12 protein-coding genes are annotated in these 17,066 nt (G+C 75.4%); 5 read left to right on the forward strand and 7 right to left on the reverse strand.

What is annotated here, in order from left to right; all coding sequences use genetic code 11:
- The first annotated feature begins 59 nt into the window (after window positions 1-59).
- Window positions 60-3,242: a lantibiotic dehydratase gene (locus ACIQWR_RS25310; RefSeq protein WP_404013584.1), complete on the forward strand. Its 3,183-nt coding sequence runs from the start codon at window positions 60-62 to the stop codon at window positions 3,240-3,242.
- The gene (locus tag ACIQWR_RS25315; protein WP_404013586.1) at window positions 3,239-4,567 is read left to right on the forward strand and encodes a lanthionine synthetase C family protein; all 1,329 of its coding nucleotides are present in this window, start codon (window positions 3,239-3,241) and stop codon (window positions 4,565-4,567) included. Before ACIQWR_RS25310 ends, ACIQWR_RS25315 begins: the two co-directional genes overlap by 4 nt.
- Here the strand turns inward: ACIQWR_RS25315 and ACIQWR_RS25320 are convergent.
- Both ACIQWR_RS25320 and ACIQWR_RS25325 read right to left on the reverse strand, forming a co-directional pair.
- A complete protein-coding gene (locus tag ACIQWR_RS25320; RefSeq protein WP_404013884.1) occupies window positions 4,564-5,787 on the reverse strand; it encodes a Cmx/CmrA family chloramphenicol efflux MFS transporter in 1,224 nt (407 codons plus the stop codon). The genes ACIQWR_RS25315 and ACIQWR_RS25320 overlap by 4 nt on opposite strands.
- A gap of 86 nt (window positions 5,788-5,873) precedes the next feature.
- Entirely contained in the window at window positions 5,874-6,569 is a 696-nt protein-coding gene (locus tag ACIQWR_RS25325; protein ID WP_404013588.1) for a hypothetical protein, read from the reverse strand.
- 125 nt (window positions 6,570-6,694) lie between these two features.
- Here ACIQWR_RS25325 and ACIQWR_RS25330 point away from each other — a divergent pair, with 125 nt between their 5' ends.
- Window positions 6,695-7,381, forward strand: coding sequence for a copper homeostasis protein CutC (locus ACIQWR_RS25330; RefSeq protein ID WP_404013590.1), 687 nt, complete (start codon window positions 6,695-6,697; stop codon window positions 7,379-7,381).
- A 69-nt stretch (window positions 7,382-7,450) separates the two neighbouring features.
- On the opposite strand, the gene ACIQWR_RS25335 is transcribed toward ACIQWR_RS25330, so the two are convergent.
- Window positions 7,451-7,852: an SHOCT domain-containing protein gene (locus ACIQWR_RS25335; protein WP_404013592.1), complete on the reverse strand. Its 402-nt coding sequence runs from the start codon at window positions 7,850-7,852 to the stop codon at window positions 7,451-7,453.
- 197 nt (window positions 7,853-8,049) lie between these two features.
- Complete coding sequence (locus tag ACIQWR_RS25340; protein ID WP_404013887.1) at window positions 8,050-10,053, reverse strand: HelD family protein; 2,004 nt, start codon at window positions 10,051-10,053, stop codon at window positions 8,050-8,052.
- Between the two features lie 502 nt (window positions 10,054-10,555).
- Between ACIQWR_RS25340 and ACIQWR_RS25345 the strand changes: the two genes are divergently transcribed.
- Window positions 10,556-10,789 (forward strand): hypothetical protein, encoded by a 234-nt coding sequence (locus ACIQWR_RS25345; protein ID WP_404013595.1) that lies wholly within the window; start codon window positions 10,556-10,558, stop codon window positions 10,787-10,789.
- 68 nt (window positions 10,790-10,857) lie between these two features.
- Here the strand turns inward: ACIQWR_RS25345 and ACIQWR_RS25350 are convergent, their stop codons facing one another.
- The 3 genes from ACIQWR_RS25350 to ACIQWR_RS25360 form a co-directional block, all read right to left on the reverse strand.
- Window positions 10,858-12,501, reverse strand: coding sequence for a DNA repair helicase XPB (locus ACIQWR_RS25350; protein WP_399266639.1), 1,644 nt, complete (start codon window positions 12,499-12,501; stop codon window positions 10,858-10,860).
- Between the two features lie 97 nt (window positions 12,502-12,598).
- Window positions 12,599-13,189, reverse strand: coding sequence for a DUF4291 domain-containing protein (locus ACIQWR_RS25355; RefSeq protein WP_404013598.1), 591 nt, complete (start codon window positions 13,187-13,189; stop codon window positions 12,599-12,601).
- Between the two features lie 85 nt (window positions 13,190-13,274).
- Window positions 13,275-15,740 carry a helicase C-terminal domain-containing protein gene (locus ACIQWR_RS25360; RefSeq protein ID WP_404013601.1) on the reverse strand — a complete coding sequence of 822 codons (2,466 nt, stop codon included), beginning with the start codon at window positions 15,738-15,740 and terminating at the stop codon, window positions 13,275-13,277.
- A 130-nt stretch (window positions 15,741-15,870) separates the two neighbouring features.
- Between ACIQWR_RS25360 and ACIQWR_RS25365 the strand changes: the two genes are divergently transcribed.
- Window positions 15,871-16,953 (forward strand): hypothetical protein, encoded by a 1,083-nt coding sequence (locus ACIQWR_RS25365; RefSeq protein ID WP_404013604.1) that lies wholly within the window; start codon window positions 15,871-15,873, stop codon window positions 16,951-16,953.
- The last annotated feature ends 113 nt before the right edge of the window (window positions 16,954-17,066 follow it).

Consider the following 17,066-nt stretch of genomic DNA (forward strand, 5'->3'; position numbering starts at 1 on the left):
GACACGGGGGATGAACGACGTTGGACCTCTTCGAGGTGCGAGGACCGGTGCTCGTGCGCATGGCGAGCACACCGCGCGGGAGCACCGAGGCCCGGATCGACGCGGCCGACCCCGTCCCCGGCCTGCGCCTGCTGGCCGCCGACCCGCTGCTGCGCCAGGCCGTCGAGGTCGCCAGCGGCAGCCTCTCGCTCAGCCTCCAGCGCCTCGCCACCGACGAGGGCGCCGCCGCCCTCGGCCGCAAGCGGACCCTCAGCGCGGCCAGGACACTCACCCGCTACGCCCGCCGGGCGGGCGGGCGGCCCACCCCCTTCGGTCTCTTCGCCGGTGTCACCCGGGCCCGCTTCGGCGGCGCGACCGCCGAGGTGCGGCCCGCCAGCGCGCCCACCGCCCCGCCCACCGGCCCCGGCCAGGTCGCGGTCCGGCTCGACGGGGCCTGGCTGCACCGGCGGGTGCGCGAGTGGCTCGCGGTGCCCGAGGTGCGCCGGCGCACCGACGTGGTGCTCAGCGACCTGTGCGTGCGCCGCGACGGGCGGCTCGTGCGGCACACCGGCGAGCGGGAGGTCTCGGTCCAGGACAACGCGCTCGTCGCCGTCGTCCGCGAGGCCGCCGCCCGCCCGGTCCCGTACACCGACCTGCTCGACGCCCTGGTCGAGCGCTTCCCGACGGTCGGGGCGGAGCGCATCGACGGGCTGCTGGCCGGACTCGTCCAGCACGGCTTCCTGCTCACCTCCCTGACCCCGCACCGCATCGACGCCGCGCTCCTCGACCGGATCGAGGCCGCCGTGCGGGGCGCGGTCCCCGGCGCCGCCGAAGGGCTGCGCGCGGTCCGCGCCGCGGCCGCCGCGCACGAGGCGGACCGGCCCGGCGAGGGCCGCGCGTCCTGGCGGGCCCTGCTGGACGCCGTACGCGCCCTCGACGGACCGGGCGCCGCGGACGCCGCGCGGGACGGGGCCGGGGCGCGGCCGCCCGTCCACGTCGACCTGCGGATGCCCGCCGAGCTCGTGCTGCCCGAGGCGATCGGCGAGGAAGTGCGCCGCTACGCCGCCGCGATCTGGGCGATGACCCCGCAGTGGACCAGCCTCGACCACATGCGGGACTACCGCGAGCGGTTCATCGAGCGCTACGGCACCGCCTGCGCCGTCCCGCTCGGCGACCTCGTCGACCCGCACCGCGGGCTCGGCCTGCCGCCCTCCTACGGAGCCCCCGCGCCCGCGCACCCGCGCGTCGGCCCCGGCGAGGACGCCGACCGCCCGCGCCGCGCGGCGATCGCGGAACTCACCCAACAGGCCGTCCTCGACGGCGGTGACATCGAGCTCACCGACGCGGACGTGGCCCGGCTGGCCGCCGCCGTCGGACACGACCCGGAGGCCCGCGCCCCGCGCACCCTCGAACTCTGCTTCCAGGTCCTCGCCGACAGCCAGGAGGCCCTCGACCGGGGCGAGTTCACCCTGCTCGGCAGCCCGCACATCGGCTCCTGGACGGCCGGTGCGACCGCGGGCCGCTTCGCCGCCGTCACCGGACTCACCGAAGAGCTGCGCGCGTTGGCCGCGGGACCGGACGCCGACGCCGGTACCGCGGTCGCCGACGAGCCGATCCTCGCGCAGGTCGACGTCATGCCGGGCGACCCGCGCTCCCTGAACATCGTGCAGGTGCCGCCGCTGCTGGAGCACCGGATCCCGATCGGCGTCGCCGACGACCGCGGCGACCCGCACTGCCTGGACTGGCGCACCCTCCTCGTCGCCGCCGGGGAGGACGGGCTGCGCCTGCTGCACGGGCCCACCGGCCGCCCGGTCGTCCCCGTCTTCCCGCACATGCTGGCCCTCGACGCCCAGGCCCCGCCCGTCGCCCGCTTCCTCAGCGACCTCGCCGCGGCCCGCCCGCGGGTGTGGTCCGGGTGGGACTGGGCCGGGCTCGACGTGCTCCCGTACCTCCCGAGCGTCCGCTACGGCCGCGTGATCACCGCCCCGCGCCGCTGGCTCGCCGGGCGCCGGCTGCTGGACGCGGCCCGCTCGTCCGACGACGCGGTGTGGGAGGAGGGGCTGCGCGACTGGCGGCGCCGGGGGCGGGTGCCCGACCGGATCCAGATCGCCCGCAACGACCAGATGTTCCCGGTCGACCTGGGCGAGCCCTGGGACCAGGGGCTGCTGCGCGCCGAACTGACCGCGAAGGAACCGCGGTTCCAGCTGTACGAGGACCTCACCGCCGGCGGCGCCGGGCTCGGCTGGAACGCCGGGCACGCCACCGAGATCGTCGTCCCGCTGGTACGGGCCGCCCGCGCCGCCGCGCCGGACGCGCCCGGCGGACCCGCGCCGCTCGCCCGCTCCGCCGTGCGCACCGCGCCCACCGCCGTCCACCTGCCCGGCGAGGACTGGCTCTCCCTCAAGCTGTACGCCGAGACGGGCGTCCACGACGCGCTGCTCGCCGACCACCTCCCGCGGCTGCTCGCCGAGGTCGACGAGGACGTCGACCGCTGGTTCTTCCTGCGCTACCGCGATCCCGACCCGCACCTGCGGATCCGGCTGCACGGCGACCCGGCGGCGCTGCACGCGCGGGTGCTGCCCGCCGTGGCCCGGCACGTGCGCCGGCTGGTCGAGGCGGGCACCGTGCGGACGCTGGTCCTGGACGCCTACCGGCCCGAGACCGACCGCTACCTGGGCGCGGACGCCCAGGAGGCCGCCGAGGGGATCTTCCTGGCGGACAGCCGGTCCGCGCTGATCCAGCTGCGGGCCCGGCGCGCCGGAGCGGCCGCCGTGCCGGACGAGGTCCTCGCCGCCGCCGGGCACGCGGTCCTGCTGGACTCCCTCGGCGGGTGGGACTGGTGCGCCTGGGCGGACCACATGTTCACCAAGGGCCCCGACCACGAGGTCTACCAGCGCCACCGCGCCCTCGCCGACGAGCTGGTCCGCCCCGGCGCGGCCCCCGGGGACACCGCCCTGCGGGTCGGCGAACGCCTCGGGGTCCCGGCCCTCGGCGAGCTGTGGACGCAGTCCCCCGAACCGCGCGCCTTCGGCGCACTGCTGCTCGCCGCGCCCGAGGCCGACCGGGACGAGGCCGTGCTGTCCCTGCTGCACATGCGGCACAACCGGCTCTTCGGCATCGACCCGGCGGCGGAGGCCCGCGCCTACGCGGTACTGCGCGGAGCCGCCCGCACCCGACTCGCCACCCGCGCCCACGCCTTTCGCACGGCCCCCGACGCCGACCCCCACGCGCAGGAGCGACCGATGAGCAGGAGCAGCCGATGACCGCCGCCGACAACGCCCGGCTGCGCGAGCGCGCCGGAGAGGTCTCGGAGCAGGTACTGGACCGGCTCGCCGACCCCGTCGCCACGATGGCCGCCACCCGGATCCCCGCCGAGGCCTCCGACGACGGCGAGCCCGAGGGGATCTGGGCCGAGCTGACCCTCGGCAGCGGCAGCCCGGGCCTGGCCATCGCCTTCAGCGGCGCGGCCCGCCCCGGAACCGACCGCACGGCCCGCGCGCACGGTTACCTGACGCTCGCGACCCGCGCCGCGGGCACCGGGGAGACCGTCCCGAGCGGCATCTTCAAGGGGCCCGGCGCCCTCGCCTTCGCCGCGCTGCTCGCCCACCGGGCCACCGGCGGCTACGTCTCCGTCCTCCAGAAGCTCGACGCGTACCAGCGCGGCCTGGTCCGCACCGCGATGCCCGCCGTCCCGGAGGACTCCCCGCTGCCCACCATCGGCCACTACGAGGTGGTGCGCGGGATGACCGGCGTGGGCCGCTACCTGCTGGCCCGCGCCGAGACCTGCGGGGAGGAGCTGGAGTCCGTACTGGCCTACCTCGTCCGGCTGGCCGAGGGCGAGGTGGAGCACCGCGGGCACAAGGTGCCGCGCTGGTGGGCCCTGGACGCGCCGCGGATCGGCTCCGAGGCCAAGCTCCCCGACGGCCACCTCAACCTCGGGATCTCGCACGGGGTGGCGGGGCCGCTGGCGCTGCTGTCGCTGGCCTGGAGCCAGGGCGTACGGGTCCCCGGGCAGCAGGACGCCATCGAGTCGGCCGCGGCTCTGCTCACCCGGTGGGTGGTGCGCGACGAACACGGGACGTACTGGCCCCCGCACCTGAGCCTGGCCGACTACCTCGCCGGCCCCGACGCCTACGCCGTCCCCGCGGGCTGGCCGTCCTGGTGCTACGGCGCGCCCGGGGTCTCGCGCGCGCTGCAACTGGCCGGGCTGGCGCTGGGCCGGGCGGACTGGACGGCCACGGCGCTGGCCTCGGTGGAACGGATGCTGACGCTGCCCCCGGAGCGGTGGGGGATCAACGACAACGCGCTGTGCCACGGCTGGGCGGGCGCCCTGCACCAGCTCGGCCGGCTGAACGAGCACGCCGGCGACCCCCGGATCCAGTCGGTCCGGGACGGCATCGCGGCCCGGCTCGTCGCGGACTTCGATCCGGAGCTGCCCTTCGGCTTCCGCTTCACGATGACGAAGGCGCCGTACGGCACGGACGTCTCGGGCTACCTGGACGGGGCGGCGGGCCTGGCGCTGGCACTGGACGCGTACTCCACCGGGGGCGCGCCCTCGGGCTGGGACATGCCGCTGCTGCTCTCCTAGACCGGCTGCTGTTCCGGGGTGGTGGCGTCCGCGGTGGCGGCGGAGGAGGTGACGACGCGGGTCGCGCGGGGCGGCGTACGGCGTTCCAGGCGCAGGGATACGACGGCCAGCGCGATCGCGGTGACCGTCATGGCGGCGCCCGCCCAGGCGGTGGCGGCGAAGCCCCAGCCGGCGTCGATGACCGTACCGCCGAGCCAGGGGCCGCCGGTGTTGCCCAGGTTGAAGGCGGCCGTGGTGGTGGCCCCGGCCAGGGTGGGGGCGGCGCCCGCCACGTTGAACATGCGGGCGTTGAGCGCCGGGGCCGTGAAGAAGGCGGAGAAGCCGAGCAGGAACGCCAGGGCGATCGCGGCCACCTGCACGGACGCCAGCAGCGCGAGGGCGGTCAGGAAGACGGTGGAGGCGCTGATGCCCCACAGCAGCACCCCGAAGAGGTGCGCGTCGGCGACCCGGCCGCCCACGGTCGTACCGACGAGCGCGCCGACGCCGAAGAGGCCCAGGATCCACGGGACCCAGGCCGAGTCCAGCCCGGCGACCTCGGTGAGCAGCGGCGAGAGGTAGCTGAAGGCGCAGAAGACGCCGCCCGCGGCGAGCGCGGTGACGCCGATGGACAGCCAGACCTGGCGGTCGCGGTAGATGGCCAGCTCGCGCAGCAGTCGGGGCTTCTCGGCGGCCAGCGGGATCGGCGGGATCAGCGCCAGGATGCCGACGAGGGCGATGGCGGAGGCGGCGCCGACCGACCAGAAGGCGGAGCGCCAGCCGAGGTGCTCGCCCAGGAAGGCGCCGGCCGGGACGCCCAGGACGTTCGCGATGGACAGGCCGCCGATCATGACCGCCATCGCGCGCGCCCGCTGGTGCCGCTCGACCATGGCGATCGCGACGGCCGCACCCACGGCCCAGAAGCCCGCGCAGGCGAGGGCGGAGACGATGCGGGAGGCGAAGAGCAGCTCGTAGGTCGGGGCGAGCGCGCCCGCGACCTGCCCGAGGCCGAAGAGGCTGATGAGGGAGACGAGGGTGGTGCGGCGGGGGAGGCGCAGGGTGGCCACGGCGAGCAGCGGGGCGCCGACGACCATGCCGATCGCGAAGGCGGATATGAGCAGGCCCGCCTGCGGGATGCTGACGCCCATGTCCTCGGCGATCGGTGGCAGCAGCCCGGACAGCATGAACTCGCTGGTCCCGAGGGCGAAGACGGAGAGGCCGAGGACGTAGACGGCGACGGGCATGCGGGTGCGTTCGGCTGCTGCGGGCATGACTTGCACCAACGACGCGGAACGCTCGCGCATTCCCGGTGATTCCCTTTTGTGTGTTTTTATTCCTGATGGGCTGCCTGTTCCGGATGGGCCGCTCGTTCCAGCGCGGCCGCCTCGGCGGCGAGGTTGGCGCGCGCCGGCGCCTCCCAGTGGGCGGCGCCGTGCGGGGTGCGGAAGAGCCGCGGCAGGGCGAGGAGCTGGCGCAGCACGGCGACGCGGCCGGCGCGGAAGGTCTCGTCGGGGACGAAGCCGTACTCCTCGCGGACGGCGGCGGCGTAGGCGGCGTACGCGTCCGGGGCGCCGGCCAGGATCGCGAGGTCCGCGTCGCAGAGCACCTCGCCGTCGGTGTCGCCGGGGGCCGGGTCGTGGGTGACGGTGAGCCGGACGAGCCGGGCGACCTCGGCGGTGCGGGCCGCGCCGATGCCGAGTTCGGGCAGGGCGCGCTCGGCGAGGGCGGCGCTGCGCTCCTCGTTCTCGGAGCGGTCGGGGCGGTAGACGGCGTCGTGGAACCAGGCGGCGAGGCGGACTGCGCTCGGGTCGGCGGCGTGCGCGGCCAGGGTGTCGACGTGGGCGAGCACGGCGGCCAGGTGCGCGGTGGAGTGGTAGCGGCGCTGGGGCTCGGCCCAGGCGGCCAGCAGTCGGTCGGCGTAGGGAGCGGGGTCGCGGTCGGCTCCGGCCTCGGTGGCGGTCCGGTGCCAGGCGGCGCGCAGGTCCTCGTAGGTGCGCTGCTGGGGCTGCGGTGTGTCGGAGTCCATGCCCACATTGTGCGGGTGGCGTGATTCTGCTGGTGGAGGGTGCCGACGGAGCCGTACCCTGGACATTGGACTAGACCTATTTTCCATATCAGTCATACGAGCAGCAATCCGAAGGATGGGGTCAAATGAGCAACCGTGCGCTCCTGGAGGTGATCGCCCTCGACGTGGAGGACGCGGTCGCGGCCCAGGCCGGTGGGGCGGACCGTCTCGAACTGGTCACCGACATGGCGGCCGACGGGCTCACCCCGCCGCGCGAGACCTTCGCGGCGATCCGGGCGGCCGTGGACATCCCGCTGCGCGTGATGCTGCGGGCGGCGGACGGGTTCGCGGCGGGCGACGTCGAGGGACTGCTCAAGGACGCGCGGGAGCTGCGGGCGGAGGGGGCGCAGGAGTTCGTGCTCGGCTTCCTGAACCCCGACGGGACCCCGGACCTCAAGGCCGTCGAGGCGCTGGTCGCGGAGCTGGACGGCTGCCGGTGGACCTTCCACCGGGCCATCGACCGGGCCGCGGACCGGGACGGGCTGCGCAAGGCGCTCGCGGACCTGCCGGGCCTGGACACCTACCTGACGGCGGGCGCCGCCGACGGGGTGGACGCCGGTCTGCCGACCCTGCTGGCGGAGGCCGCGCGGCGCGGCGAGCCGGGGTACGGGCCGCGGATCCTGGTCGGGGGCGGCCTGGGGCTGCACCACCTGCCGCAGCTGCGGGCGGCGGGCGTGGACGCCTTCCACATCGGCGGGGCGGCCCGCCCCGAGGGCTGGTCGGCCCCGGTCAACCCGGCCGCGGTGGCGCAGTGGCGCGAGGCGCTGGCCTGACGCCGCCCGCGGCGACCGGGCCCGGGGAACGCCCCGGACCCGGTTCGACTCACGCCGCCGGCCGCGGGATCAGGCGAGCACCTTCGCCTTGGCCCGGTCGAACTCCTCCTGGGTGATGTCGCCCTTCTCCTTCAGCGCGGAGAGCTTGTGCAGCTCGTCGGCCGCGCTGCCGTGGGCCCCGGCGCCGGTCCCGGCCGCCTTCTGCACGTACTGGCGAAACGATTGCTCCGCGTCCTCGGCCTGTTTCACGTCCCGTTTGCCCATGCCCCGGCCACGGACGACGAGATAGATGAAGACGCCGATGTACGGCAGCAGCAGCACGAGGACCAGCCAGCCGGTCTTGCCCCAGCCGTGCAGCTCGTGGTCGCGGAAGATGTCCGAGATCACCTTGAAGAGCAGGAAGAACCACATGACCCAGAGGAAGAGCCACAGCATGGTCCAGAAGAGGTTGAGCAGCGGATAGTCGTCCACGTCTCACTCCGAGGTCGTCCGCGGGTGGGCCGCCCCGGATGCGGGTCGGCCGGGCCGGAGCCCACGTCCGAGTCTCGACCCGGACCCCGCCGACCACCACGAGGACTAGCCCATCCGGGGGACGCCGCTCCATCCGGCCCGGCCAGCCTGAGCGGCCCCGGTGGTTGCCCGCGGCGCGTCTGCCCTCCGGGGGCGCCTCAATCGCTGGCGGGGCTGGATGTGACCAGCGCCCCCGGCAACGCACCCGTGTGCAGGGCCGTCAGCCCCGAGACCGCACGCGTCAGGCAGACGTACAGCCGCCGCAACCCGGTCCGCTCGTCCGGCTCGCCCGTCACGATCGCCCCCGGCTCGTCCAGGACCACGTAGTCGTACTCCAGACCCTTCGCCAACGACGCCGGCACCAGCGTCAACCGCGACTCGGCCGTGGTCTCCTCGCCCGGCGCCAGGTACGGCAGGCCGCCCGCGACCAGCGCCCCGCCCAGCTCCTCGATCCGCGCGTCCGCCGCGATCAGCCCGATCGACCCCTCGTGCACGAGCGCCTCCCGGCACGCCGCGACGACGGCACCGGTCAGCTCTCCGGCGTCCACCTCCCGCACGTCCAGCGACCCCGGCGTCTCACGCACCGAGGACACGGGCGCCAGCCCCGGCGAGATCTGCGGCAGCAGCCGCGAGGCGTACGCGATCACCTCGCGCGGCACGCGGAAGCCGGCCGTCAGCTCCTCCAGCACCGCCTCCGGCTTGCCCAGGTGCCCCAGCGCCTCCGCCCAGCTCCGCGTGGCCCACGGCGTGGTCCCCTGGGCCAGGTCGCCCAGCACCGTCGCCGAGCCCGTCGTGCAGCGCCGCCCCACCGCCCGGTACTGCATCGGGGACAGGTCCTGCGCCTCGTCGAGGACGACGTGGCCGAGCGAGTGCGTGCGCTCCACCAGGTCGCTCGCCTCGTCGATCAGGACCAGGTCGGCCGGCGACCACTTCGCCGACTTCACGCTGCGGAAGGGCTTCGGCCACAGCAACAGCCGCTGCTCGTCCTCGTCGAGGATCCCGGCGGCGTGCTCCGCGAGGAACTCCGGGTCGGCGAGCAGCCGCAGCACCAGCTTCGCCGGGTCCACCGGCGGCCACGCCTGCTTGACGACCGCCTTGACGGCGGGGGTGCGGGCCACCGCGTCCTGGACGCGGTCGTCGGGGGCCTCGCCCGCCTGTTCCATCCGGACGAGCACGGTGTGCGCGATGCGCTGCGGGAGCGCGGCGTGGGCGGCGCCGTAGCGGATGTCGCGGTTCTGGAGCTCTTCGACGATCTCGGCGAGTTCGTGCGCCGGGACCCGCCAGCGGCGCGATCCGCGGACCACCATCAGCGGCTCGGTCGGCGGCGCGACGTGCGACCGTACGGCCCGGCGCAGCACCTCCGCCATCCTGGCGTCGCCCTTGACCACGGCCGTGGCGGCCCCGTCCACGGCCCGGACCTCGGCCACGCCCGGGCGGGCCACCAGGTCGTCGACGGTCGCCTGCTTGACCTCCAGCTCGCCCAGGGCCGGCAGGACCTGCTCGATGTAGTGGAGGAAGGAACGGTTCGGCCCGATGACCAGGGTGCCGGTGCGGGCGAGCCGGTCGCGGTGCGCGTAGAGGAGGTAGGCGACGCGGTGCAGGCCGACTGCGGTCTTTCCGGTGCCGGGGCCGCCCTGGACGCAGACCGAGCCGCCGAGGCCGGACCGGACGATCTCGTCCTGCTCCGGCTGGATCGTGGCGACGATGTCGCGCATCGGGCCGACGCGCGGGCGCTCGATCTCCTGCTGGAGGAGCTTGCTGACGGCGGAGGCCTCGGCGGGGTCGGAGAGGTGCTCGTCCTCGTACGCCGTCAGCTCGCCGGCCGTGTAACCGAAGCGGCGGCGCAGCCCGACGTCCTGCGGGTCGTTCTTCGAGGCGCGGTAGAAGGGCTGGGAGACGGGCGCGCGCCAGTCGATGACCATCGGGTCGCCGCCCGCGTCGTGGACGTGGCGGCGGCCGATGTAGAACTGCTCGCCCTCCGCGCCCTCGGCCAGGGAGGCACCGGGCGCGTGGAGGTAGTCGAGGCGGCCGAAGAAGAGGGGCGTGTGGGCCAGGTCCGCGAGGGCCTTGATCCGGTCGTCGATCTGGGCCTGCAGGACGATGGCGTTGACCCAGTTCGCGGTGACGTCGCGGATGTCGAGGGATTCGACGTCCTCGCGCATCGCGCGCAGCGCGGAACGGGACGCGGCGAGGTGGGCCCGTTCGCGGGCGAGCGGGTCGACGGACGGGTCGAGGGACGGCCCGGCGGACACCTCGGCGGACGGTTCGGCGGACGTCTCGGCCGACGACGTGGAACTACCTGCGGACACGGAACTGCCTCCAGCTGCTGATCTCTGTGATCGGACCGTCCGGTTTCCGAGCGGACGGCGGCTCTCCCCGGCGGCGTGATGGAGCGACGGCGGGAGGGGAGGCGGCAAGAGCGGAGAGTGTAGTCAGCGCGGCGGCGCGGCGCGAACGGATTACCGGGGCCACCGGGTCGTGCGGGACCGTGTCCGGGACCGCGCCCCGGACCTCGTGCGGGGGGTAGTACGGGAGGGGGAGCGGGGTCCTACCTTCGGCAGAGTCCCTAGGGGATGCCGTGCGCCGCGAGGAGGAGCTGGGAGGGGGTGGGGTTCCGCCCCCAGGGCGATGTGATGTCCGGGCCGGAAAAGGACCATGGGATACATGAGCACCGCCACCTTCACCCCGAGCCAGGGCCGCCACACTCGCGGCGCCACCACCACGACCCCCGCCGGCTCCGCGCCCGACGGCCACACCGCGAGAGCGGCCGGGGCCACGCACCCCGGCCAGCGCCGCAAGGGCGGCCTGCTGCGGGCCGCGAAGATATTCGCCGGGACCGCCGTCAGCGTGGTCCTGCTCGGTGAGTACGCCGAGGACGCCGGCGTCGTACGCCGCTGACGCCCCCGGGCCCTTACCCCCGGCCCCTCACACCCGGCCCCTCACCGTTCGGCTTCGGCCACGATCCGCTAGTCGGAAGCCAGCAGTTCGTCCGCGTCCATGATCCGGTAGGCGTAGCCCTGCTCGGCCAGGAAGCGCTGGCGGTGGGCCGCGTAGTCCTGGTCGATCGTGTCCCGGGCCACCACCGAGTAGAAGCGCGCCTCGTGACCGTCCGCCTTCGGGCGCAGCACACGGCCCAGGCGCTGTGCCTCCTCCTGACGGGAGCCGAAGGTGCCCGACACCTGGATGGCCACCGTCGCCTCCGGCAGGTCGATCGAGAAGTTCGCGACCTTCGACACCACCAGCACGCTGATCTCGCCCTCGCGGAAGGCGTTGAAGAGCTTCTCCCGCTGCGCGTTCGAGGTCTCGCCCTTGATGACGGGCGCGTCCAGGTGCTCGCCCAGCTCGTCGAGCTGATCGATGTACTGGCCGATGACCAGCGTCTGCTCGCCCTTGTGCTTGCGCACCAACGCCTCGGTGACCTTCCGCTTCGTCGCGGTCGTCGCGCAGAAGCGGTACTTCTCCTCCGTCTCGGCCGTCGCGTAGGCGAGCCGCTCGCTCTCGGTGAGGTTGACCCGCACCTCGACGCAGTCGGCCGGCGCGATGTAGCCCTGCGCCTCGATCTCCTTCCACGGCGCGTCGAAGCGCTTGGGACCGATCAGCGAGAAGACGTCCGACTCGCGGCCGTCCTCGCGCACCAGCGTCGCGGTCAGCCCGAGCCGCCGCCGGGCCTGCAGGTCCGCCGTGAACTTGAAGACCGGCGCGGGCAGCAGGTGCACCTCGTCGTAGACGATCAGGCCCCAGTCCCGGGAGTCGAAGAGCTCCAGGTGCGGGTAGATGCCCTTCCGCTTCGTCGTCAGGACCTGGTACGTCGCGATCGTGACCGGGCGGATCTCCTTGCGGGTGCCCGAGTACTCGCCGATCTCCTCCTCGGTGAGCGAGGTCCGCTTGATCAGCTCGTGCTTCCACTGACGGGCCGAGACGGTGTTCGTGACCAGGATCAGCGTGGTCGCCTTGGCCTGGGCCATGGCCCCGGCGCCCACCAGCGTCTTGCCCGCGCCGCAGGGCAGCACGACCACGCCCGAACCGCCGTGCCAGAAGCCCTCGACGGCCTGCTGCTGGTAGGGGCGCAGCGCCCAGCCGTCCTCGGCCAGCTCGATCGGGTGCGCCTCGCCGTCGACGTAACCGGCGAGGTCCTCGGCGGGCCAGCCCAGCTTGAGCAGGGTCTGCTTGATCTGCCCGCGCTCGGAGGGGTGCACGGCGACCGTGTCGGCGTCGAGCCGTGCGCCGACGAGCGGGGCGACCTTCTTGGAGCGCAGGATCTCCTCCAGCACCGGCCGGTCCGTGCTGGTCAGGACCAGCCCGTGCACGGGGTGCTTGCTGAGGGTGAGCCGCCCGTAGCGGGCCATCGTCTCGGCGACGTCGACGAGCAGCGCGTGCGGCACCGGATAGCGGGAGAACTCGACGAGCGCGTCCACGACCTGCTCGGCGTCGTGCCCGGCCGCCCGGGCGTTCCACAGCCCGAGCGGGGTGATCCGGTAGGTGTGGATGTGCTCGGGGGCCCGCTCCAGCTCGGCGAAGGGCGCGATCGCCCGCCGCGCGGCGGCGGACAGCTCGTGGTCGACCTCCAGCAGGAGGGTCTTGTCACTCTGGACGATCAGAGGCCCGTTCAAGAGCGTCCCTTTCCGGCGGTGTGGCCGTCCGGGCGCGGACGGCCAAACCTCCAGTCTGCCGCATCCCCCGCCGGGTGTGGGGGTCCCGCGGGAACGCTCAGGCGCCCAGATGGGGCAACGGGGGCGCGGGGTAGGGGGTTTCGACCGGGAGGAGGGCGCGGGCCGCGGTCTCGTCACCGGCACGGACCAGGGCGTGGACCTCGTGGGCCAGTGGGGTGACGTCGCGGATGGAGAGCGTCCACTCGTCGGCGTAGGCGCGGGAGGTGGATCCGGACAGGCCCAGTTGCAGGGACCGGTGGGGCAGCGCGTTCAGGTGGAGGTCGCGTTCGGGATCCCACTGGACGCGGGCCGGAGCGGCGCGCAGTGCGTGGCGCCAGGCGGTGCGGTCGGGGTGGACGCCGGACGCGTAGTGGGACAGGCAGGCGTGGCGCAGCGCGTGGTCGAAGCCGGCCCGGGCGATCTCGACGGCGAGGACCGTCTCCTGGCCCTCCTTGGCGCCCCAGCCGCAGCGGTACATCATCCACAGGAACGACGGCTTGATCCACGTCATCCGGTCCCGCTTCCAGTCGGGCGGGAACCGGCCGTCGCGGGCGGCCGGGAGGCCCAGTCGCGGGGAGTACGCCTGGTAGACGGTGATCGTGTCGGCGGTGTGCGCCGCCCGGATCCGGCGGGACGGTTCGGTGGACATGCCCCCCAGGATCACCGCCCGCCGACCCGTCCGGCCACCGGTTTTCACCGCCCGGACCGGCCCGCGCGCCCCGGCGTACGGCGGCTCACACCTGGTCGTCGGCCAGTTCCGCCACGCCCGTGACCCGGTGCAGGGCGTACGTGCGGACCTCGTCCGCGGTGTGGTCGTAGCCGGTGACGTAGCCGCCCTCGACCCGGACCGGTGCGATCACGCGCTGGCTGGCCGCGCCGTCCGCGTTCACGTAACCGATCCACACCGCCGACCCGGTCAGCGCCGCCGCCTGCACGGTCGCCAGGGTCTCGGCCGCGCTGGTGCGCGGCAGCTCGCCGGGCAGCGGAGCGGCCCCCGTGCTCGAAGCCGCCGAACCGCTCGGCGCGGTCTCCTTGCGCACCGCCGTCGCCGCCAGGTCGCCCGCGCGGATCGCCCGTACCGCCGCGCCCAGCAGCGTCGCGTCGGGCACCGGCGGCCCGTCCGGCACCGGGACGGGCGCGGCGCGGCGCGGGGCGCGGTGCGTGTCGGCCCGCGCCACCAGCACGTCACCGGTGCGCGACTCCGCGGCCGGGGCGTAGCCCATCGCCCGCAGCCCGTCGAGCAGCGCGCCCGGCTCGGCCTGCGCGGCCAGGACGGTCGGCGCGAGCCGGCGCAGCCCGAGCCCGGCCGAACGCTTGTCGGCGAGGAGCTCGCCGAGCACCGCGTCGTCGTCGCAGCGCACGTACGAGGAGGCCGTGCCCACGCGCAGGTGCCCGTGTCGCCGCGCCACGTCGTCGATCAGGTAGGTCAGCGGCTGCGGCACCGGCGTGCGGCTGTGCTCGACCAGGAAGGAGTGCAGGTCGGAAGCGGTCCGACCGGCGTCCAGGGCACGGCGCACGGAGCCGGGAGTGAAGCGGTACACCGTCGCCCCGCCCTTGGACTCCACGTCGGCGAGCACGGCCAACACGTCCCCGAGCGGCCGCCGCAGCGGGCCCGGCGCGACGGCCGTCAGGTCGGCCTGGAGCAGGACGTGGTCCACCGGTTCCGGCAGCAGCGGCGCCAGCAGCGGCCCCGGGTCCCGGTGCGCGAGCAGCGCCCGGCCGGGGCCCGAGAGCGCCCCGCGCCCGGTCACCCCGAGCAGCTCCGCCTCGTCCAGGGTCCAGCGCGCGAGCCGGGCCCGCAGCTCGCTGGTGCCGCGCACCGGGCGCTCCCAGGCGAGGCGGGCGAGCAGCTCCGCCGGATCGGCGGAGCCGCCCTCGGGCAGCGCGGCGAGCAGTTCCAGGACCCGGCGGCGCACCTCGGGGGCGGCGCTGCGGTCCAGATCGGGGCCGAGGACGGACAGGGTGCGGCCCTTGGCGTCCTGTTCCCCGGCCAGCGCGGCCGTCCGGGTGGCGGGGAGCCAGGCGACGGCGAGCGCCGACCACCGCTCGGCGGGCGGGAGTTCGACCCAGGTGTCGAAGGCGGGGGTCGGCGCGTACCGCTCGTCGGCCTCGCCGTCGCTGGCCAACAGGGCCGCCGCGTAGGCGAGTTCGATCCAGAACGCGGCGAGGGCCTCGGTGGTGTCCAGGGCGGAGGCGGCCCGCTTGAGGTCGCGCACGGCGAGGCCGCCGGCGCGCAGCACGGCGGGGCCGGTGTGGTCCCAGTGCTTGACGAGCTCCTCGACGGTGGACAGCGCGGCGAGCGCCTGCCCGGCCGCGTTCGCGTCCACGAGCGGCGGACGGTGCTCGCGCGCGGCGGCCACCGTCGGGGCCACGGGTTCCACCGTCCGGTGGGCCAACCCGCCGCGCAGGTGCAGGGCGACCTCGCGCGGCAGGACGACCGTGCGCGTCGAGGCGGGCAGCAACAGACCGCGGTCGCGCAACCAGCGCACGGGCGGCGTCGGGCTGGCGGTCACCTCTCCGTACGGCGGCCCCCACACCAGCCGGCCCAGCACCTGGTGGGCTTCGGCGGGCGCCTCGTCGAGCAGCGCCGACATCCGCGAACCGTCGGTGAACAGGGCGGTCAGCGCGGACACCGCGGACACCGGGTCGTGGGTGGCGGGCAGTCCGGCGGCCAGCACGATCTCCTGGACCCGGCCCGGGGACATGCCCGCGGTCGCCTCGGCGACGGTCGGGCCGAGCCCGGTGGCGGAGGGCCGGGAGGCGGACGGGGCCAGCAACTCGCGCGCGGTGCGCACCAGTCGCAGCGCGTCCTCCCCGCCCCACAGGAGGGCCTGGTCGCGCAGGGTCCGCAGGGCCCCGGGCAGCGCGGCCCGCACGGCGTCGGCGACCGGTGCGCGGTCGTCCTCGCCGCCCGGGGCCGTACCGGTGAGCAGGGCCTCCAGCACCGGGTACGGGCACGGGTCGGGGGCCACCGCCAGTGCTTCCGCGCACTGGAGGGCGAAGCGGTCCAGGTGTTCCAGGGCGCGCACCACCGACGCGCGGGTGCCGGCCCGGGTCGCCAATTGGGTGACGTCGCCGGGCACCGGGCTCAGCAGGTCGGGCCGGGCGCGCAGCAGCGCGGCGAGCGCGGCGTCGTCACGGGCGCGCAGCGCCTCGGCCAGGGAACGCGGAGCGGTCCCTGCGGTGCTTGCCTCGGGCACGGTCGCCTCCTGGTCGCGTCGGCCGGTCGTCGGCCGGTCCCCATCCGGTCCACGTTATCCGCTGCGTGGGCGGCCGCTCCACGGGCGCACGCGCTACCTTTCGACGAGGTGGTACGGGAGGAGCCGGGGCGTGGGGATCGAGAGCGACCATCTGGTCTACGAATATCTGAGCCGGGTCGGAGACTTGGCCCAGCGGCGCCAGCTGGCGTCGGGCGACCGGATGCGGCTGGTGACGGGCCTGCGGGACGAGATCGACCGGCGCCGAGCCAAGTACGACCCGGACACCCCGGCCGCCGTGCGCCGCATCCTCGAACGGATCGGCAGCCCGGAGGAGATCCTCGACGCGCTGGCGGCGGGTCGTGACCCGGCCCCGGCCCCGACTCCCGCCCCGGCTCCGACTCGTGCTCCGACTCCGACTCCGGCGCCGCGGGGCGTGCCCGTCCAGCGGGGGCCGGGACGGCTGCTCGGCCGCAAGCCCGTGCCGCCGCCGCGGCCCGCGGAGCCGACGGCCGCCGCGCCGGTCGGGCCCGCGTCGCCGCACCTGGCCGGGATGGACGAACTCGGCCCCGACGGGGGCGGGTCGGCCGAGCCCGACTGGTGGCGGGTCGGGCCGAGCCGCTACGGCGCCGGTCCGCAGGTCGAGGGCTTCGCGGGCGGCATCGAGATGCCGGACCTGCCGGACCTCTTCAAGGTCCCGGCGGAGGAGGACGAGGCGGCCGAGGCCGCCGCGACCGGGGCGGCGGGCACGGGCGGATCGCGGGGGCGGGCCGCGCTGCGGGCGCTGCGCGAGCGGCGTCGGCGGCGCAAGGCCGCCGCGGCGGCCGCCGCGGCGGCGCAGGGCGAGGGGGAGGGGGAGGGGCGCGCGGTCGTCTCCGGGAACCCGAGACCGCACGCCTTCCTGTTGCTCGCGGCGCTGCTGCTCACGGTCGGTGCGGTCACCGGGTACTGGGTGCTGCTCGGGTTCGGCTGGCTGGTGGCCTACCTCTCGCGGGTGCTCGGGCCCGCCGAGAAGAAGTGGGTGGTGTTCGGGCTGCCGGGGGTGGTGTTCGCGGGTGCGGTGGTGTGGGTGTGGGGGCGGATGAACGGCCACTGGGGTGACCCGATCGTCGACGGCCAGCTCGGCGAGGCCTTCCAGGGGATGTGGCCCTGGCTGGTCCGCGGGGCCGCCGTCGCCTCGGCCCTCCACCTGGCCTGGCGAGCCCGCCGCCGCTGATCCGGCCCGGCCCGTCGCCTCAAGCTTCCCCAGCTACCGCTGGGAGGTACCCCCTGGCGAGGCTGCCAGGGCCAAGGCCGGCCCGGTGCCCGCTGGCCCACCAGATCCAGCCC

This window comes from Streptomyces sp. NPDC098789 (assembly GCF_044759975.1).
Lineage (GTDB): Bacteria > Actinomycetota > Actinomycetes > Streptomycetales > Streptomycetaceae > Streptomyces.